This is a genomic window from Vibrio sp. CB1-5 (assembly GCF_059412285.1).
The window spans coordinates 57,874-78,774 of the sequence record NZ_JBJHPB010000015.1 but is presented as its reverse complement, the minus strand read 5'-3'; the positions used below and the strand labels follow the sequence as shown (position 1 = coordinate 78,774).

At 46.6% G+C, this 20,901-nt stretch carries 13 protein-coding genes; 8 read left to right on the top strand and 5 right to left on the bottom strand.

Annotated features, from left to right (window positions below; translation table 11 throughout):
* Window positions 1-140: 140 nt before the first annotated feature.
* Together glnS and nagE are read right to left on the bottom strand one after the other, a co-directional pair.
* Window positions 141-1,808, bottom strand: a complete 1,668-nt coding sequence (gene glnS / locus ACJB0T_RS12405; protein WP_479291212.1) for a glutamine--tRNA ligase — start codon at window positions 1,806-1,808, stop codon at window positions 141-143.
* 204 nt (window positions 1,809-2,012) lie between these two features.
* On the bottom strand, window positions 2,013-3,584 hold the full coding sequence (nagE, locus tag ACJB0T_RS12400; RefSeq protein WP_479291214.1) for an N-acetylglucosamine-specific PTS transporter subunit IIBC: 1,572 nt from the start codon (window positions 3,582-3,584) through the stop codon (window positions 2,013-2,015).
* 469 nt (window positions 3,585-4,053) lie between these two features.
* Between nagE and nagA the strand changes: the two genes are divergently transcribed.
* The 4 genes from nagA to asnB all read left to right on the top strand — a co-directional run bounded on the left by nagA (window position 4,054) and on the right by asnB (window position 9,972).
* Window positions 4,054-5,190, top strand: coding sequence for an N-acetylglucosamine-6-phosphate deacetylase (gene nagA / locus ACJB0T_RS12395; protein WP_479291215.1), 1,137 nt, complete (start codon window positions 4,054-4,056; stop codon window positions 5,188-5,190).
* Between the two features lie 2 nt (window positions 5,191-5,192).
* Window positions 5,193-6,407 (top strand): DNA-binding transcriptional regulator NagC, encoded by a 1,215-nt coding sequence (gene nagC, locus ACJB0T_RS12390; RefSeq protein ID WP_479291216.1) that lies wholly within the window; start codon window positions 5,193-5,195, stop codon window positions 6,405-6,407.
* A gap of 104 nt (window positions 6,408-6,511) precedes the next feature.
* Window positions 6,512-8,092: a cation:proton antiporter domain-containing protein gene (locus ACJB0T_RS12385; protein ID WP_479291217.1), complete on the top strand. Its 1,581-nt coding sequence runs from the start codon at window positions 6,512-6,514 to the stop codon at window positions 8,090-8,092.
* A gap of 215 nt (window positions 8,093-8,307) precedes the next feature.
* Window positions 8,308-9,972 carry an asparagine synthase B gene (gene asnB / locus ACJB0T_RS12380; protein ID WP_479291219.1) on the top strand — a complete coding sequence of 555 codons (1,665 nt, stop codon included), beginning with the start codon at window positions 8,308-8,310 and terminating at the stop codon, window positions 9,970-9,972.
* Between the two features lie 51 nt (window positions 9,973-10,023).
* Here asnB and ACJB0T_RS12375 read toward each other — a convergent pair whose 3' ends face one another.
* Window positions 10,024-11,208 carry an NnrS family protein gene (locus tag ACJB0T_RS12375; RefSeq protein WP_479291221.1) on the bottom strand — a complete coding sequence of 395 codons (1,185 nt, stop codon included), beginning with the start codon at window positions 11,206-11,208 and terminating at the stop codon, window positions 10,024-10,026.
* 346 nt (window positions 11,209-11,554) lie between these two features.
* Here ACJB0T_RS12375 and ACJB0T_RS12370 point away from each other — a divergent pair, with 346 nt between their 5' ends.
* The gene (locus tag ACJB0T_RS12370) at window positions 11,555-12,898 is read left to right on the top strand and encodes an MATE family efflux transporter (RefSeq protein WP_479291223.1); all 1,344 of its coding nucleotides are present in this window, start codon (window positions 11,555-11,557) and stop codon (window positions 12,896-12,898) included.
* A 54-nt stretch (window positions 12,899-12,952) separates the two neighbouring features.
* Here the strand turns inward: ACJB0T_RS12370 and ACJB0T_RS12365 are convergent, their stop codons facing one another.
* Entirely contained in the window at window positions 12,953-13,897 is a 945-nt protein-coding gene (locus ACJB0T_RS12365; RefSeq protein WP_479291225.1) for a LysR family transcriptional regulator, read from the bottom strand.
* A gap of 148 nt (window positions 13,898-14,045) precedes the next feature.
* Between ACJB0T_RS12365 and chrA the strand changes: the two genes are divergently transcribed.
* From chrA to ACJB0T_RS12350, 3 genes are all read left to right on the top strand, one after another.
* Window positions 14,046-15,203 (top strand): chromate efflux transporter, encoded by a 1,158-nt coding sequence (gene chrA, locus ACJB0T_RS12360; protein WP_479292312.1) that lies wholly within the window; start codon window positions 14,046-14,048, stop codon window positions 15,201-15,203.
* A 223-nt stretch (window positions 15,204-15,426) separates the two neighbouring features.
* Window positions 15,427-16,560, top strand: coding sequence for an HD domain-containing phosphohydrolase (locus ACJB0T_RS12355; RefSeq protein WP_479291227.1), 1,134 nt, complete (start codon window positions 15,427-15,429; stop codon window positions 16,558-16,560).
* Window positions 16,561-16,784: 224 nt separating this feature from the next.
* Complete coding sequence (locus ACJB0T_RS12350) at window positions 16,785-18,473, top strand: AMP-binding protein (protein WP_479291228.1); 1,689 nt, start codon at window positions 16,785-16,787, stop codon at window positions 18,471-18,473.
* Window positions 18,474-18,559: 86 nt separating this feature from the next.
* Here ACJB0T_RS12350 and fusA read toward each other — a convergent pair whose 3' ends face one another.
* Window positions 18,560-20,641, bottom strand: a complete 2,082-nt coding sequence (gene fusA / locus ACJB0T_RS12345; protein ID WP_479291230.1) for an elongation factor G — start codon at window positions 20,639-20,641, stop codon at window positions 18,560-18,562.
* Window positions 20,642-20,901: the final 260 nt, after the last annotated feature.

The following is a 20,901-nucleotide window of genomic DNA, read 5'->3' as shown; positions in this document are numbered from 1 at the left end:
ATATGAAAAAACCAGCCTAATGGCTGGTTTTTTTGTGGATTCGGTTTGGTGAGCGATGTTTTTTACCCCTACTAGCCTCCCGGCTGCGCGTCCCGCTAAAAAGGAGAACTAGAGGGGGTAAGCTCTACAGGCTCTTAAACCTACTTCCCTTCAATCTTCGCCCAAGTATCACGAAGACCAACCGTACGGTTGAACACCAAAGACTCAGCAGTGGAATCTTTAGAGTCCGCACAGAAGTAACCCATACGCTCAAACTGGTAACCTTGCTCAGCTTTCGCTGCCGCTAGGCTTGGCTCAACGAAACCGTTGATTACAACCAATGAGTCTGGGTTGATAGTTTCAGCAAAGTTATCTGCCGCTGCTGGGTTTGCTACGGTGAATAGGCGATCGTATTGGCGAATCTCTACTGGAAGACCTTTGTCCGCTGATACCCAGTGGATTACGCCCTTCACTTTGCGGCCGTCTGCCGGGTTTTTACCTAGCGTTTCTGGATCGTAGCTACAGAAGATAGTCGTGATGTTGCCCGCGTCGTCTTTCTCGATACGCTCAGCTTTAATCACATACGCGCCGCGTAGACGAACCTCTTTACCTAGCACCAAACGCTTGTACTTCTTGTTCGCTTCTTCGCGGAAGTCTTCACGTTCAATCCAAACTTCACGAGTAAATGGTACTTCACGAGTGCCCATTTCTTCTTTGCTTGGATGGTTCGCAAGCGTTAGCGTCTCACCTTCGCCTTCGTAGTTCTCGATAACAATCTTAACAGGATCAAGGACTGCCATCGCGCGAGGTGCGTTCTCGTTTAGGTCATCACGAATACAAGATTCTAGTGAACCAAACTCGATCATGTTCTCTTGCTTAGTCACACCGATACGCTTACAGAATTCACGGATCGATGCAGGCGTGAAACCACGGCGACGTAGGCCAGAGATCGTCGGCATGCGTGGGTCATCCCAACCGTGAACCAATTTCTCAGTCACAAGTTGGTTTAGCTTACGCTTAGACATCACTGTGTATTCAAGGTTTAGTCGGCTGAACTCGTACTGACGAGGCTGACAATCAATAGTGATGTTCTCAAGCACCCAATCGTATAGACGACGGTTGTCTTGGAACTCTAGCGTACATAGTGAGTGGGTAATGCCTTCTAGCGCATCTGAGATACAGTGCGTGAAGTCATACATTGGATAGATGCACCACTTGTTACCCGTTTGATGGTGCTCAGCAAAGCGAACACGGTATAGAACAGGGTCGCGCATCACCATGAACGATGAGCCCATGTCGATTTTTGCACGTAGACATGCGGTACCTTCTTCGAAGCCGCCGTCACGCATTTTCTCAAATAGCGCTAGGTTTTCTTCTACTGGACGGTCACGGTAAGGACTTGGCTTACCTGGTGCGGTTAGCGTACCACGGTACTCGCGGATCTGCTCTGGACTTAGCTCTTCAACGTACGCTAAGCCTTTGTTAATTAATTCAACCGCATACTCGTATAGCTTATCGAAGTAGTTAGATGAGTAGCATACTTCACCTGACCAATCGAAGCCCAACCAGCTTACATCATTCTTAATTGACTCAACGTATTCAACGTCTTCTTTTTCAGGGTTAGTGTCATCAAAGCGCAAGTTGCACTGACCCTGATAGTCCTGAGCAATACCGAAGTTCAAACAAATAGATTTCGCGTGACCGATGTGCAGGTAACCATTTGGCTCCGGCGGAAAACGAGTCTGCACGCTAGTATGCTTGCCATCCGCTAAATCTTTATCAATGATTTGGCGAATAAAGTTCGATGGACGAGCCTCAGCTTCACTCATCTATAACACCTCTATGTTTTAAGTATTGTCAGATATATAAACGCTAATGATCCACAATTCTTTGAGAAACCTCAACAAGAACTCGCATTTTCATTAGATTATTTTAGTACTGATTTATAGACAGGTGACTCGCAAGGTTAGGAAGGCATAAAAAAAGCCTCTCGGAAGAGAGGCTTTGATATGGAAATCAATGAGTCAGAGTGATTATGGCAGTTTCACTTCTGATAGGTCTTCACCAGCGCCGATAGACTTCATTTCGCCAGCGATGATTTCTGCTAGAGGGCCAAGGATAACTTGTAGGTTGTTTTCACCTAGTTTAACTACACCTTTAGCACCTAGCTTCTTAAGAACCTTCTCGTCAGCAACTGAGCGGTCTTTTAGCGTTAGACGTAGACGAGTGATACAAGCATCGATAGACGTTAGGTTATCGTGACCACCCAGAGCTTTTAGGTATTGGCGAGCTAGGTCACCGTTTTTGCCTTCACCAGCTACTACTTCTACTGCTTCGTCATCGTCTTCACGACCAGGCGACTTCAGGTTGAATGCGCGGATTGCGAAGCTGAATGTGAAGAAGTATAGAGCACCGAATGCTAGACCGATTAGTAGTAGTACGAATGGTTTAGTTGCTAGACCCCAGTTCAGGATAAAGTCAATTAGACCTGCAGAGAAGCCGAAGCCGTGTAGCGTACCGAACATGTTAGCAACCACTAGAGCAAGACCCGTAAATACTGCGTGCATTGCGTATAGCGCAGGAGCTAGGAATACAAACATGAATTCTAGTGGCTCAGTGATACCTGTTAGGAAAGAACAGAATGCTACTGAGAATAGTGCACCACCAACTTGACCGCGTTTTTCAGCTGGAGCTGCTAGGTACATTGCTAGTGCAGCACCTGGAAGACCAAACATCATTACAGGGAAGAAGCCGTTCATGAATACGCCAGCGCCTTTGTCGCCGCCGAAGTAACGGTGTAGGTCACCAGACTTAACTGTTTCAGTTACTTCTTTAACTGTTGCAGTGATTTCAGGTGTTACTGAGTTAGCAAATTCGAATGTGTGAGACTGGCCAGCAACTAGAGTCTTAGCAAGAGCTGGGTCAACACAAAGCTGTTGAATTGCAGGAAGAGCTTGACCCGCTGCTTGTGCACCAGTAACTAGAACTTCTTGACATGTACCCATACCGAACCAGAAGTACGAGTTTAGTACGTGGTGTAGACCTACAGGGATAAGTGCACGGTTAAGTGTACCGTATACGAATTGGCCAACTGCGCCAGATGTAGATACTGCGTGAGCTAGTGCGTCTAGGCCGCCTTGGATTGAAGGCCAAACCACACCAGATACCGCACCTGCTACTAGAGCAAACAGACCTGCCATGATAGGTACAAGACGCTTACCAGAGAAGAATGCTAGCCACTCAGGTAGACGAGTCGCGTGGAACGCATTGTAAGAGTGACCTGCGATGATACCTGCGAAGATACCGCCGAAGAACGACATGTTAACGTCTGCGTTGATAGTTGTTGCTGTTGCTGTCAGTACGAAGTAAGCAACCGCACCAGCAAGACCTGCTGCACCGTTACCGTCTTTAGAAAGGCCAATCGCAATACCTAGACCGAAAAGAAGTGGCAACTCGCCGAAGATCGCACCACCAGCTTGTGCCATAAATGGAATGTCTAAAAGGTCTGGTTGACCCAAACGTAGTAGAAGCGCCGCAATTGGTAGCGTTGCGATAGGTAGCATCAATGCCTTACCTAGCTTCTGCGCATATCCTAGAATATTCACCTTAAGTTCCCCCTATAGGATTTGAATTTTTTGGACGACTTATTTTAGCCGTTCAATTTAGTCCTATTCAGTGTATGGAATTAAATTCGCCCCGCAAATTAAAACCTTATCAATTGTGATCCTAATCACCAGTTTTTGCCAAAATACAGGCTTTTTGCTAGCGAGATCATAAAACTTATTTTATCATACGAAAAAATAGCTAAATCTAAGTAGGATTCTGGCCATGAGAGTTGCAAACACAAGCAGTTAAGTTGCGATATAAATCAAGTTTTATACCGTATTGATACGCTAAAAAACGATAATAACTCTCATGCAATCATTAAGTTACTTTGATTACTTTAACTATTTACAACTTGCTGACTAAAAAATTTGTTTCGTTACTAAGAGCTAGAAATCAAGTAAAGTCAATATGATTCAAGCACTGCGTCGTAACGGGCTAGAGAGAATACAACACAAGGATTCACTAACTATGTATGCATTAACGAACGGTAAGGTCTTCACAGGTACTGATGTTCTGACCAATCATGCGGTGATCATTGATGGCGACACCATCCAATCTATCGTCCACGAATCAGAGCTATCTGCCTCTATTGAGCGTATCGACCTTAACGGTGCGAACCTAAGCCCAGGTTTCATTGACCTACAGCTCAACGGATGTGGTGGTGTGATGTTTAATGACGAAATCACAGCAGAAACCATTCATATCATGCATAAAGCCAACCTAAAGTCTGGCTGTACTAGCTTCCTACCAACGCTTATCACATCTTCTGATGAGAACATGCGTCAAGCTCTATCTGCAGCGCGCGACTACCACAACCAGTACCAAAATCACTCTCTGGGTCTGCACCTTGAAGGTCCTTACCTAAATGTCGCTAAAAAAGGTATCCACAGCCCAGACTTCATCCGCCAATCTGACGAAGCGATGATTGACTTGATCTGCGAGCACCGTGATTTGGTTGCCAAAGTAACGCTAGCTCCTGAGCAAAATGCACCAGAGCATATCGAGAAGCTTCGTGAAGCGGGCATTGTTGTCTCCATCGGTCACACCAACGCCACTTATGAAGAAGCGCGTAAAGGTTTTGATGCAGGTATCACATTTGCCACTCACCTATTCAATGCGATGACGCCAATGACAGGTCGTGAACCAGGTGTTGTTGGTGCGATTTACGATACACCAGATGTGTACGCTGGCATCATTGCCGACGGTTTCCACGTTGACTACGCAAATATTCGCATCGCGCATAAAGTGAAGGGTGAAAAGCTCGTATTAGTGACGGATGCCACAGCTCCGGCGGGTGCTGACATGGAATACTTTATTTTTGTCGGTAAGAAAGTATATTACAAAGATGGTAAGTGTGTAGATGAAAACGGCACCCTAGGTGGCAGCGCACTGACCATGATAGAAGCGGTTCAAAATACAGTTGAACACGCTGGTATCGCTTTGGACGAAGCTCTTCGCATGGCCACGCTCTACCCAGCAAAAGCCATGGGCGTCGACAACAAACTTGGTCGCATCAGAAACGGCATGGTGGCTAACCTGACCGTATTTGATAGAGACTTCAATGTTCAAGGCACGGTTGTTAACGGACAATACGAGCAAAATTAAGCATGAATGGCGGACAAATAGGTAACGTAGATTTAGTAAAACAACTCAATAGCGCAGCGGTTTACCGTTTGATAGACCAGCAAGGGCCTATCTCGCGCATTCAAGTTGCAGATGTCAGCCAACTGGCACCTGCAAGCGTTACCAAAATTACCCGCCAATTGCTCGAACGCGGCCTCATCAAAGAGGTCGCTCAGCAAGCCTCAACCGGTGGCCGTCGCGCCATCTCCCTCACAACCGCTGTAGAGCCTTTCCACTCAGTAGCAGTTCGTTTGGGTCGAGATTACATCTCATTTTCTTTGTATGACCTTGGCGGCAAAGAGCTCGCGTTTGCTCACAAAGAGCTGTACTACACCAATCAAAACGAACTAAGTGAAGGCTTAATTGTTGAGCTACGTGAGTTCCTAAAAGAGCACAGCCCTAAGATTGAGCAGTTGATTGCCATTGGCGTCACTCTGCCAGGCTTGGTTAACCCGACGACAGGTGTGGTCGAGTATGTACCGAATACCGACATCGATAAACTTGAGCTCGCTGATCTGGTCAAACAGCATTTCAAAGTCGAGTGTTTTGTTGGTAACGATGTACGAGGTCTTGCGCTAGCCGAACATTACTTTGGCGCGAGCCGCGATTGCCAAGATTCCATTCTCGTTAGTGTTCACCGTGGTACCGGCGCAGGTATTATTGTTAACGGTCAAGTATTTCTCGGCCACAACCGCAACGTCGGTGAAATTGGCCACATCCAAATTGATCCGCTCGGTGAGCAATGTCAATGTGGCAACTTTGGCTGTCTTGAAACTGTTGCATCGAACCCTGCTATCGTTAAGCGCGTGCGCACACTGATCGACCAAGGCTATGAGTCAACACTGGCACTCAAAGAGCACATCACGATTGAAGATGTCTGCTCACACGCTCTCAATGGTGACGAACTGGCGAAACAAAGTCTCGTTCGAGTAGGCAACCAATTAGGTAAAGCCATTGCCATCACGATTAACTTGTTCAATCCACAAAAAGTGATCATCGCTGGTGACATCACTATGGCGAAGGACATCGTATTCCCGGCGATTCGTCGTAACGTTGAAAACCAATCTCTGACAACCTTCCACACTGACCTTCCGATTGTGGCGTCTGAAATTGATAAACAGCCAACGATGGGCGCATTTGCGATGATCAAGCGAGCCATGCTCAACGGCGTTTTGTTACAAAAACTCCTTGAAGATTGAACAAATGTTGCGAAATAACTCAGCACGCTGAAGATAATTTCGAGTAGAATATAGGCCGCACAATCGTGCGGTCTTTTTTATCGTGGATAGTTAATAAAATATATATGGAATTAATTCTCATCACTGTCGCCTTCGTCGCAGGCTTTCTCGCACTCAAATGCCAACTTCCCCCTTTAGTGGGCTTCCTGCTCGCTGGTTTCCTTTTGCATGACTTTGGCTTTGAGTCGACCCCCACTATTACCACTCTTGCCGATCTTGGTGTGACGCTATTGCTGTTTACCATCGGTCTGAAGCTCGATATTAAGACTTTGCTGTCCAAAGAAATCTGGGCAGGTGCCACCGTGCACAATTTATTGTCTACATTACTGTTTGCACTGTTATTGCTGGGGCTTAAGTTCCTTGGTGTGACGAGTCTTGCCAACCTCGACATCAACCAGCTCATTCTTCTTGGCTTTGCCCTATCCTTCTCAAGTACCGTATTTGCCGTCAAAACCTTGCAGGAAAAAGGCGAAATGAACGCCACCTACGGCACACTCGCTATCGGTATCTTGGTTATGCAAGATATCTTCGCGGTGATTTTCTTGACCGCATCCACCGGTAAATTCCCTGAGTGGTATGCCATCGCGCTGTTTGGGCTGCCGCTACTGCGCCCACTGATGTTTAAGTTCCTGGATAAGGCCGGCCATGGTGAAATGCTGGTACTAAGCGGTATCTTCTTTGCGCTAGTGATGGGAGCGGGTCTGTTCGAGCTTGTTGGGATGAAGCCGGATTTAGGAGCACTAATCCTTGGTATGTTGCTCGCCTCGCATCGCAAAGCCTCAGAGCTGTCAAAGTCTCTGTTTAATTTAAAAGAGCTGTTCCTAGTTTGCTTCTTCCTAAACATTGGCTTAGCCGACGAACCCACCATGCAAGGCTTTATCCTCGGTGCGTTACTGGTGCTACTACTGCCACTCAAAGGCATACTCTATTTTGTTGTCATTAACGCCTTCAAATTCCGCGTTCGTACCTGTCTTCTTACCACGCTCACGCTATTCAACTTTAGTGAGTTTGGTCTGATTGTTGGTGGTCTGGCTTTCAAGCTAGGCTGGATCTCAGGAGATATCTTGGTGGCACTCGCCATTGCGGTATCACTGTCGTTCATCATCTCCGCACCACTAAACCGTGTGGGTCACGCCATTTATCTGCGTAGCGCCAAGTGGCTCAAAGAACAAGCGGCTGAGAATATCAACACTCGTGATCAGTTCATCAACCCTGGTGAAGCTCAAGTGTTGATTTTAGGAATGGGTCGTATTGGTAGTGGCGCCTACGATGAACTATTCGAGCGTTATGGCAAAGTTTGTCTTGGCGTCGAGGTGCGAGAAGAGGCGGCTAAGCAGCATCAGCAAGAAGGTCGCAACGTCATAGCAGGTGATGCCACCGACCCAGACTTTTGGGAGCGCATCTTAGATACGGCTCATGTAAAGCTGGTATTACTCGCCATGCCCCACCACCAAGGGAACCAAACGGCGCTTGAACTGCTGCAAACCAAACAGTTTAAAGGTCAGGTTGCTGCAATTGCCGCTTACCCAGACCAACTTACAGAACTCGAAGAGATGGGTGTAAGCGCGGCATTTAACATATACAGCGAAGCTGGCAGCGGTTTTGCACGCCACGTATGTGAACAGCTACAACCTAACCTTAAATAATCGCCTTCAGTCAGCCACTTTTTAGTGGCTGACTTTTCCTTTCCTGACCAAAAAATAGCCCAAGCTAGAAAAAATTCACCTTTAAGGTCATTTTGGTGAATATATTTTAAAAAGACTCCGCTTTTATTTTATTTTTCCTTCCTCACGGTTGCTTTTTTTTGAGCAGATGGCAAATTGAACTCAACAGCGTTAAATTTCATCTAAAAGGAAGTTGTATGTGTTCAGTATTTGGTATTTTAGACATTAAAAGCGATGCCGCCGCTCTACGTCCAGTGGCTCTTGAAATGTCTAAGAAACTTCGTCACCGTGGCCCAGATTGGTCCGGTATCTATGCCTCAGATAAAGCAATTCTAGCGCACGAGCGTCTAGCGATTGTTGGTCTTAACAGTGGTGCTCAACCTCTGTATAGCCAAGATAAAAAACACATCCTTGCTGTTAATGGTGAAATCTATAACCACAAAGAAATTCGTGCACGCTATGAAGGTAAGTACGAGTTCCAAACCGACTCTGACTGTGAAGTTATCCTAGCGCTGTACCAAGATATGGGTGCAGACCTTCTTGAAGAGCTAAACGGTATCTTTGCCTTCGTACTTTACGATGAAGAGAAAGATGAATACCTAGTCGGTCGTGACCACATTGGTATCATCCCGCTTTATCAAGGTTACGATGAGCACGGCAACTACTACGTGGCATCAGAAATGAAAGCCCTAGTGCCTGTTTGTAAGACGATCAGCGAGTTCCCTCCAGGTAGTTTCTACGGCTCAAAAGATGCAGAGCCTCAGCGCTACTACATCCGTGACTGGAACGAGTACGCAGCAGTACAAGGCAACACCACTAGCAAAGAAGAACTCACTGAAGCACTTGAAGCAGCAGTAAAACGCCAACTTATGACGGACGTACCTTACGGCGTTCTACTTTCTGGCGGTCTGGATTCTTCCATCACTTCAGCGGTTGCTAAACGTTTTGCAGCCATGCGTATTGAAGACGATGAGCAATCTGCAGCATGGTGGCCACAGCTTCACTCATTTGCGGTTGGTCTAGAGGGTGCACCAGATTTGAAAGCGGCTCGCGAAGTGGCTGACCAAATCGGTACCGTACACCACGAGATGACGTACACCATTCAAGAAGGTTTGGATGCAATCCGTGATGTTATCTACCACATTGAAACGTACGATGTGACTACAATCCGCGCATCGACACCCATGTTCCTAATGGGTCGTAAGATCAAAGCAATGGGCATCAAGATGGTACTGTCTGGTGAAGGTGCTGATGAAATCTTCGGTGGTTACCTCTACTTCCACAAAGCGCCAAACGCGAAAGAATTCCATGAAGAGACGGTTCGTAAACTACTAGCCCTTAACATGTTTGACTGTGCTCGTGCTAACAAATCTTTGGCGGCATGGGGCGTTGAAGGTCGCGTGCCATTCCTAGACAAAGAGTTTATCGATGTGGCGATGCGTCTCAACCCTGAAGACAAGATGTGTGGCAACGGTAAAATGGAAAAACACATCCTTCGTGAGTGTTTTGAGCACTACCTACCAGAATCTATCGCATGGCGTCAAAAAGAGCAGTTCTCAGACGGCGTAGGCTACAGCTGGATTGATACACTAAAAGAAGTGGCAGAAGCTAAAATCACTGACCAGCAAATGGAAACAGCAGCATTCCGCTTCCCATACAACACACCGACAACGAAAGAAGGTTACGCATACCGTGAAATCTTTGAAGAGTTGTTCCCACTAGAGTCAGCGGCGAAATGTGTACCGGGTGGTCCATCGGTCGCTTGTTCTTCAGCGAAAGCGATTGAATGGGATGAGTCATTCCAAAACTGTGTCGACCCATCGGGCCGCGCGGTACAAACGGTTCATAACGACGCGTACTAATCGCTATACACAAAAAAACCAGCCTCGGCTGGTTTTTTTTGTGTATATAACTTAACCCGGATGACCATCCACTCTTGGCGTCACGAGCATTTTTCCAAAATAGAATACATACATCGCAAACGCCAGCGTCCAGAGACCCGCACTCACATCAACAAGAATGAACATATGCTGTGGCCATAAGGCGACGCCAACACTGCGTATTACGGCCGCTACAATCACGGCAACAAAAGCTATCGACATATTCGGACCTTTATATATCGCGCGCCCCGTATGGCCCATCGTTACTCGGCTTATCATCGCAAGCACTACACCACCCAGAGCACCAACCGCAAATAGATGCAACATTGCATGAGACGCAAATGCGTTGGAGAGCAACCCACGACTTAACAAGCTTAACGGCAAACAGAGATACGTCAGCATCAATGACCACACCAGCGGCTCAGAAAGAGTCAACCAAGGTTTCCATCGAGCCCAACGAGCCAGTTGAGCGACGCCGGCGACGAGCATCAACGGTTGACCTAACATTGCAAAAGAAAGCGGGAAAAAGCTCAATACAAACAGTGCCAACAGCGGCAATGTTGCTGCCCACTCTAACCACGCAATAGGCTGAGGCTTGTCATACTGAAAACGGCGAGCCGCAAAGAAAGGAATCACCCGACCGCCCATTATCGACAGCAACAAGGTAAACCACCACAACATAGCTTGCCAGACCGCACTTGAGCTAAACGGAGGCATGCCTTTAATCGTTGCGTAACTGGCAAAGTTAGCAAAAATAGCCAACATAAACAGCGGGACAAAAAACAGGTTACGCCAACCTTTTGCTCGATAGACTCTAAAGCCGACTTCATAGGCCACCAATGCAATGAATAGTGACTCAATCGATGAGACTAGCCACAGAGGCGCTGGCGTCCAAAACAGCACCCTGGTGATCGTCCAAAGCGCCACCAATAACAGCAGTCGGTAATGTTTAGTGCCGTTCACTCCTGTCCAAGTCTGCACGGCAGTGAGTACAAAACCAACCACAATCGCCATCGAAAAACCAAAAATCATTTCATGAGCATGCCACCACAAGGCAGGCACCGCCAATGCGGTCGGCTGGCCATGCTGGAACATCACGACCCAAGCTACAACTGCAAATACCGCGTAGATGCTTCCTAATAAGAAAAAAGGACGAAACCCTAAACGAAGCCATGCAGGAATAGCTTCTTCTGCCTTTTTATCAACGATGTTAATCATACCAATTACTCAATAAATCTAATCTTGTTGACTAAAGCACAAAATGTACCAATTTAAAAAACTATAATTATCAATCAGGTAAACAATATTAAGCCACAAGAAGAGTCTAATTGACTTATCTTCAAATCGCGTCTTTTTGACTACATGATTTTAATGTGACTTAGCCAAGTCCACCGATACTATTGGAACCTCACCGGCGTACGCTTTTAGTGGAGCAAAATTCGCTCTTTCACAGACAATAATTTCAAACTCTGTTTTTGCTGTGATTATTGTGTTGTGTTTATAGCCATTGAGAGTAAACTTGCCGCCCATTTAACCAAAACCCCAAAAATACTAGGTGAAAACAATGTCGAACCGTGCTTCAGCGCTCAGTAATAGAATGAACATCGTTGCGCTGACGTGGCCTATTTTTATCGAGGTATTGCTGCGCACAGCCCTCAATACCACCGACGTATTCATGCTAAGTGGCTACTCAGATCAAGCGGTGTCTGCTGTCGGTGTGATCACTCAGATCAGCTTCTTCCTCATTGTGATCTCAATGATGGTCAGCAGTGGTACTGGGATCTTGATTGCTCAATACAATGGTGCCTCTAAATTCGCTGAGGCGGCACAAACAGGTGTCGCAAGTATTCTGCTGGCACTTGTTGTGGGTTTTGGATTGAGTTTAGCGCTATTTTTAGGTGCCGAGCACTTTATTGCCTTATTTGGCTTAGAACAACAAGTTGCGGCCTTCGGTTACGACTATCTAATCATCAGTGGTTCGATGACCTTTAACGTGACGCTGGGTATTGTACTGACGACCATTCTTCGTAGTCATGGCTACTCTCGCTCACCTATGATGATTAACCTGATCGCTGGCGTGATTAACATCGCAGGTAACTACATCGCTCTGTATCAGCCTTTTGGACTGCCCGTCTTTGGCGTTAGCGGCGTTGCTACGGCCACGGTTGTGAGTCAAATCATTGGTACTTTACTGATGATCGGCATGGTGCGAGCAAAAAAAGTCGAGCTTCCATTTGCTGCATGGCGCGATATTCCACGACAGCTTTATAAGAAAATCATGAAAATTGGCGTTATGAACGCCGGCGAAGTGCTGTCTTATAACATGGCACAAATGGCGATTGTTTACTTTGTAGTGCAAATGGGCACGGCTTCGCTGGCAGCGTTCACTTACACACAAAACATCACGCGAGTCTCGTTCGCCTTTGCCTTGGCACTCGGTCAGGCAGGACAAATTCAAACCAGCTACTTCATTGGTAAAGGTTGGGTTGATGATATTCTCCATCGCGTGCAAAAGTACTATCTCGTCGGCCTTGCCGCGTCGACCGGAATAGTCGTGAGCTTGTTTATCTTCCGCTATCCACTGATTGATCTATTCACTCAAGACCCAGAGATCGTAGCCTTGGTCGCCCTGCTCATTGGTGGTTCTATTTTTGTTGAATCAGGCCGCGTCTCTAACCTAATTTTTATCGCGGCTCTCAAAGGTGCAGGCGACATTAAGTTTCCCGTTCAAATGGGTATTTTAAGCATGTGGGGCGTTGCCGTTATGTTCGCCTACCTACTTGGCATTCACTGGGGCTACGGCATACTCGGCGCTTGGATAGCGATCGGTATGGATGAGTGGCTGCGTGGAATAGTGATGATCCGTCGCTGGCGCTCAAAGGTTTGGACACGTTTTGCACTGACCTAACGTTTTCACACTTCCTAGCCCAACCCAACAAAGCTCGAGCCATCATAGCTCGAGCTACAAATTACTCTCTTGTATCGAACGCAATATGGACTCATATAATGCTTCTTTAAGCCACGTTGCTTTATCAGTAAGCTGAGACTGCTTTGGCCAAATAAGGGATATGTCAAAATCCGCCACGGGAACCGGAGGTGGCACAGCAGTAAGGTGTGACTGCATCAAACTGATTTGAGCCATTTTTTCTGGCACGATAGCAAACATTGCGCGCCCACTGACAAGTCGACCAATCGTAAGAAAGTTGCGTGACACTGCGGTCACTGTGCGGCTCAGCCCTACCGCGTCTAAGTGTTTATCAACATTGCTTGAGAACGCCCCCTCAGGGCTGACCAAGCAATGAGGTAACGAAACAAAGGTCTCTAGGTCGACCTGCTCAATATTCACCTTAGAGTGGTCATAAATGCACACATGCTTTTCGGTATACAGCTTCTGGCTTGCAAACTGCTCATCAAGCTCAGGAATGCTACCTATGATCATATCTAGGCTTTCCTGCTCACTGAGATGCTTATAGCTATTTCGGTTAACGTTGACGAAGCTGACTCTTGAATAGGGTGCATCGGCCAAGATAGCGTCGTAAATCACTGGCCCGAAAATAAACTCCGCGTAATCGGTCAAACCAATTTTACAGACTCCTCGATAATCATTAGGATCAAACTCGCTGCTGGGCAGCACCTTGTACTCAACAAGGTTGAGGATCTGCTCCACTGCGGGGAACAGCTCACTTGCTCTCTCTGTCGGTACCATTTGATGCCCTTTGCGTTCAAACAATCTATCACTACACAGCTCACGCAGCTTGGCAAGACTGTGGCTCATCGCAGACTGACTGACAAAGCTTTTTTGTGCCGCTAATGACACACTTCGAGTCTGATACAACCGATAAAACACAATCAACAGATTGAGATCGATGCGTTTCCAGTCGAGATTTTCTTGTCCCATTTCATTCATAGTAGATATCAAAACTATCGATTTGAATCATTATAAGTCAGGTTCTACTATCGGTACCAACTGAAAGTTTCATTATCAATCGGATTATATTGTGTCTACTCCAAATACCACTGCGCAAAACAACGCGCATAACAATGGGCAGTCATCACTGTTTGCTATCTTCAAAATCTTTTTTGCTCTTGGCTGGGTAAGTTTTGGGGGGCCTGCGGCGCACATTGGCTATTTTCGCAACACCTTTGTCGAAAAGCTCAGCTGGCTTCGTGATGAAGAGTACGCGCAAATCGTCGCTCTAAGTCAGTTCCTACCGGGGCCAGGCTCAAGTCAAGTCGGCTTTGCGGTAGGCTATCAACGTGCTGGTCTTGGTGGCGGCATCATGGCTTTTTTGGGGTTCACCTTGCCTTCAGTGATCATTATGCTGCTGCTCGCTGTGCTCAGTAGCCAGCTCACTGAATCAAGCTATTTTCAAAATGTCGTACACGGTCTAAAACTGTTAGCGGTTCTGGTTGTGGCTGATGCAGCCTGGGGCATGTACAAGAGTTTCTGCAGGTCGCCACTGACTGTCACCTTGTGTATCGGCACCGCAATCGCACTTTTACTCTTCCAAAGCGTTGCAAGCCAAGTATTAGTACTCGTGATAGCCGCTGCTGTCGGTGTACGCTATCTCGCTGCAGACAAGCCAGCACAGACCAATACAAGTGTCTCATTCTCATGGCTACCTCTCGCAAGCTTTTTTGTATTGCTTGTCGCTTTGCCTATCATAGGTGATTATTCACCAACTGTGCAGCTGTTTTCGGACTTCTATCAAGCCGGTAGCCTAGTGTTTGGCGGTGGACATGTGGTTCTGCCATTACTCCAAAACATTGTTGGCGACCAACTTAGCCAAGATGCTTTTCTGACTGGCTATGCTGCCGCCCAAGCAGTCCCCGGCCCTATGTTTACCTTTGCCACTTACATCGGCTATGAACTTCTTCCTTCCGCTCCGCTATTGGGTGCCATCATTGCCACTTTAGGTGTTTTTGTTCCGGGTTTCCTACTGCTCGTTGGCGTACTGAAAAACTGGCAACACCTCGCTGCGATTCCCTCTGTTTCAGGGGCCTTGGTTGGCGTTAACGCTGCAGTAGTGGGTCTGCTGTTATCTGCACTGTATCAGCCGGTCTTTGTCAGTGCAGTCATTACGTCGCTTGACCTTTGTTGGGTGCTGTTGGGCTCACTGTTGATGAAACAGTTCAAGCTACCCATTGTTTGGATGGTCATCTACTTTGTTGCCGTCGGTTTGTTGGCTCCAACCCTTGCAAACTTAATCTAAATCAAAGTTCTAGCGGATTACCGCTGTAAGAACTCGCAACCTATTAGAAGCGTTTCTACACTATTTATTGGGGGCAAATGCCCCCAGTAATACTTGCAATAAAAGGGTTAGCGGTAATAAAAGACAATTGATGATCCGATTCACCTAAGACATGCATGCTCCATCAGAGTACACTTCACTCGATATGCCTCCATGACAAAGGGTGATATTCAGGAGGTGAATTATGGATAGCACAAAACTGGGACAATCTCTGCATACGAGCTCAAATGCTGACACTATTGGTGAAGCGATTAAACACACCCATCGCGAAATCTCTCATCAAGCTCCTGAAATTGTAAGACTGGCTTTTGCCAGTTACGACGATGGGCGAGGCGCACTGAAAACTTTTGCGCACAGCACAGAGCTTGGCAACCCACTGCTTCATTACAGTGCACCAATCAACAGTCAATCTTCTCTTGGTAAAAGTATTACTCGCCAACAAGCGCGAGTGCTCAATGACATACCATCAACCGTAACCAGTGCTAGTAGCCATTCATATTGGTTGCTCGAACAAGGTTATCAATCGTCGTTAACAAGACCTATTTTCGATGATGGCCAATTTCTTGGCATGCTGTTCTACGATGCCACTCACTCGCACTACTTTGACTCAGCAACCCGAGAAGAACTCGTCGCCCATTCAGCACCACTGATCGAAGCGATTACTCATCAACGTCGCTGCGTCAACGCGATGACAGATCTGGGTCTTGTAGTGAGACGCACCAGTTTTGAGCACCAAAATGAGAGCTTAGATCACGCCTATCGGGTTGGTCAGTTCGCCCACCTTATCGGTACCGAACTTGCTCAGCTGTATCAGTTAGATGATGAAACTTTGGATCATATTGTGCAGTTTGCTCAGCTGCATGATATTGGAAAATACTCAGCGCTTGGCACCTCTTCGCAAAGCCTATGGCTTGAAGATTGGGGGAATCACTTACAGTTGACCGCTCAAATCCAGCACGGTTTAAACCTAGTTAATGATTTGGCACGACAAATCCATGAGCAGCAACACACCTGCGTGCAATTGCTCCGAGACATCATTCAATATCATCATGAATATTTAGATGGCAGCGGCGCCCCAAAAGGTTTGCGACACGCTGATATACCAGTGTCAGCTCGCATTGTTACGGTTGCTAACATTTTTGATGCTCTAACCAGTCACCGCTATTACAGTGAATCTTGGTCATTGACTCACGCCCTGCTTGAGCTTGAAAAAATGGTGGCCATGGGCAAGCTTGATGGTAATTGTGTACAAGCACTACGAGCCCAGCAGGACGCGGTCAGGCTTGTGATGCAGTCTGTTCACGTACCAAGAGTTTGACACTCAATTGAGCGCAAGTGATCTCATGACTTGCGCTCGACATTGGAGCGACTCCTCATTAACAAAACTGAGTTTTTACTCAAATTATGTGCTAAAGGCCTCATTTATCAGCATCTCCCTTCTTGCAGTCCCTAATCACAGTGACTAGTATTGTATTGTTAACAATCAATTAACATAACTACAATTATAAAATCTATCGTTCTACACGTAAACGGAGTTCAAGAATGATACTGCCTAATAACGAAACGACTACTTCTAGCTGTACGCTACCGCCGCCCAATGAAATGATCCTAAAGTGGGCGCATGAAAAACCAAATGAGGTTTATCTCAAACAGATCATCAATCGTCAATTCGTCGAATTTACTTATGCCGACGTTGCCGATAAAGCGCTGAGACTCGTCAGCGCACTACGATCACTTGGGGTGCAACCTGGCGATAAAGTGGCACTGATATCAAAGAACTGTGCCGAATGGTTTATCTGTGATTTGGCCATGATGCTTGGCGATTATGTTAGCGTGCCAATTTTCCCAACGGCTGGCCCAGACACAATTGAATACTGCTTAACGCACAGTGAGAGTAAAGTGCTTATCGCCGGTAAACTTGATGACCCAGCAGCAACCAGCGAAGTCATCAGTGGAATGGATTCGCTCATCACCATTTCCCTGCCTTACGATACCGCGCCTAGCTGCCAGCATAGTTTTACACAGCTTGTCGCCGATCATCAGCCTAGTGAAGAGCGCCCAGTTCACTATGACGATAAGTTGATGTCTTTAGTGTATACCTCTGGTACTTCCGGCCTGCCAAAAGGGGCAATGCTCACATATGGCGCGTTCAACTGGTCAGTACAAAGATTGATTGATCACATCGGCATCGAAGCTAACGACCGTTTGTTCTCATACCTACCATTGGCTCACATTACAGAACGTGTCTATATCTTCGGCTCATCGGTCATCGGCGGAGTGCCAACTGCATTCCCAGAATCGCTCGATACCTTTATCGAAGACGTGAAGATGCAGCGCCCAACATTATTTATCTCGGTACCACGACTGTGGAACTTATTCCAACAACGAATCCAAGACAAGCTGCCACAGAAAAAGCTCAACATCTTATTGAAGATCCCATTTGTAAATTCACTCATTAAGAAAAAGCTCGCCGATGGTTTAGGTTTAGACCAAGCCCGCGTACTTGGCTGTGGCTCAGCACCAGTTTCACCAGCTCTGCTTGAGTGGTATCACAGTGTCGGCCTTAACATTACTGAAGCTTGGGGGATGACTGAATCGTTCGCCTACAGCACGATTAACCATCCATTCAGAGCGGACAAAATTGGTACCGTAGGCAATGGCGGACCAGGGATTGAGCTGAAAATTGCTGATGATGACGAGATCATGGTACGCAGTCAGGGTATGTTCTCCGGCTATTACAAAAATGACATTGCCACTCAAGAATCATTCGACAGTGACGGCTGGCTGCATACCGGGGATATTGGTGTTATCGATAGCGAAGGCTACTTAACGATTCGTGGCCGTAAGAAAGACACTTTCAAAACGGCAAAAGGTAAATTTGTCGCGCCAGTACCAATTGAGAATAAACTCGCGGAATACAGCCGCGTCGAGATGATGTGTCTAATTGGGCTTGGCCTACCTGCGCCTATCTTGCTAGTTGTCCCGCATGATTTCCCTAATTTTGATCGTGAGCGTTATGCTCGCACCGCGGAACGCGTCGTCAAGCGTATGAACCAAGAGCTCGAATCCCATGCCCAGATAAAAGGCGTATTGATGGTTAAAGAGCCTTGGACCATTGAGAATGGCTTGCTAACTCCGACGCTAAAAATTAAGCGCCACCTTCTCGAGCAGAAGTATCATGAAGTGGGTCAGAACTGGCCAAAAGGTCAACTGGTGGTATGGGAAGAGTAATAGATATTTATTAGCACACATAAGAATAACGAGCATAAAAAAACCCGCCGAAAGGCGGGTTTTTACTATCTGAAGTCAAAGACCAATTACTTGTTGTCTTCTTTCGCTTTAGCGATAACTTCTTCAGCAACGTTTGCTGGACATGCTGCGTAGTGTTCGAACTCCATAGAGAACTGACCACGACCTGAAGTGATAGTACGTAAGTGACCGATGTAGCCAAACATCTCTGATAGAGGAACGTTAGCTTTAATACGAACACCAGTAGTACCAGCTTGCTGGTCTTTGATCATACCACGACGACGGTTAAGGTCACCGATTACATCACCAACGTGATCTTCTGGAGTGAACACGTCAACGTGCATGATTGGCTCAAGAAGCTGTGCACCAGCTTTTGGCATAGACTGACGGAATGCACCTTTCGCTGCGATTTCGTAAGCGATTGCCGAAGAGTCAACTGCGTGGAATGAACCGTCGAATAGCTCAACTTCAACGTCTAGCGTTGGGAAGCCAGCTAGAACACCGTTGTCCATCATGCTCGCGAAGCCTTTCTCAACTGCTGGCCAGAATTCCTTAGGAACGTTACCACCAACAACTGAAGAAGAGAACGTGAAGCCAGAGTTCGCTTCGCCTGGTTTGATACGGTAGTCGATTTTCGCGAACTGACCAGAACCACCAGACTGCTTCTTGTGCGTGTAGCTATCTTCAACTGGTTGAGTGATAGTTTCACGGTAAGCTACCTGTGGAGCACCTACTTCTAGCTCAACGCCGTAAGTACGCTTAAGGATGTCTACCTTGATGTCTAGGTGAAGTTCACCCATACCTTTCAGGATAGTTTCACCTGAATCTTCATCAGTCTCAACTTGGAAAGATGGATCTTCTGCAACCATCTTACCGATCGCGATACCCATTTTCTCAGTAGAACCTTTGTCCTTTGGAGAAACAGCAATAGAGATTACTGGTTCTGGGAAGATCATAGCTTCTAGAGTACATTCGTGCTTAGGATCACATAGAGTGTGACCAGTTTGAACGTTCTTCATACCGACTACAGCGATGATGTCACCAGCTTGTGCTTCAGTAAGTTCGTTACGCTCGTCAGCCTGCATCTCACACATACGACCGATACGCTCAGTCTTACCAGTTGCAGAGTTAAGGATAGTATCACCCTTCTTCATGCGACCAGAATAGATACGGATGAACGTTAGTGCACCAAAACGGTCGTCCATGATTTTGAACGCTAGCGCTTTTAGTGGCTCATCAGCAGATACTGTAGCAACTTCACCAGTCGCTTCACCAGTTTCTGGATCTGTTAGAGGCTGAGGATCAACTTCAGTTGGAGCTGGTAGGTAATCTACAACAGCATCAAGAACGAGTTGAACACCCTTGTTCTTAAATGCAGAACCACAGAATGTTGGGAAGAATGCTAGGTCACGAGTACCTTTACGGATACAACGCTTAAGGTCTTCGATAGAAGGCTCTTCACCTTCCATGTACGCTTCCATTAGGTCGTCGTCTTGCTCTACAGCAGTCTCAACTAGCTCTTCACGGTAAGCTTCTAGATCGTCAGCCATGTCAGCTGGAACGTCTTGGATTTCGTAGTTCTCTGGAAGACCAGAATCATCCCAAACGTAAGCTTTACGAGTTAGTACGTCTACAACACCAACGAAATCGTCTTCACGACCGATAGGCAGAGTCATTACTAGTGGGTTAGCGCCAAGAACGTTCTTAACTTGGTCAACAACGTTGAAGAAGTCTGCACCCATACGGTCTAGTTTGTTAACGAAGATCAGACGAGATACTTCTGATTCGTTCGCGTAACGCCAGTTTGTTTCTGACTGAGGCTCAACACCACCAGAACCACAGAATACACCGATACCGCCGTCTAGTACTTTAAGTGAACGATATACTTCTACTGTGAAGTCAACGTGTCCCGGAGTATCGATAACGTTTAGGCGGTGGCCGTTCCACTCACAAGTTACCGCAGCAGACTGGATTGTGATACCACGCTCAGCTTCCTGCTCCATGAAGTCAGTTGTAGACTCACCGTCGTGTACTTCACCAGTTTTGTGGATTTTACCAGTAAGCTTAAGGATACGCTCAGTGGTGGTAGTTTTACCCGCATCAACGTGCGCGAAAATACCAATGTTTCTGTACTTTGATAAATCTGCCATTGTCTTACTCTGTTTATAAGGTATAAATTGCGCGCAGAGTATATCACAATCTGTAAAGACCGATACCTCTGCGTGCATGTGTATTAAAAAAAAGTTACCCGAACCCTACTCGAACACACTCAGCCTTGGAAAAAATGTTCTCTCAAGGCTTATGTCATCAAGCTTCAACGGATTTGGGTGTGTTACCAGATCGCAGTTAATTTTAGCTGCTCTTGGTGATTTTTCGATGTCATTTCGCAAAATCATACTTTTGTTGGCGG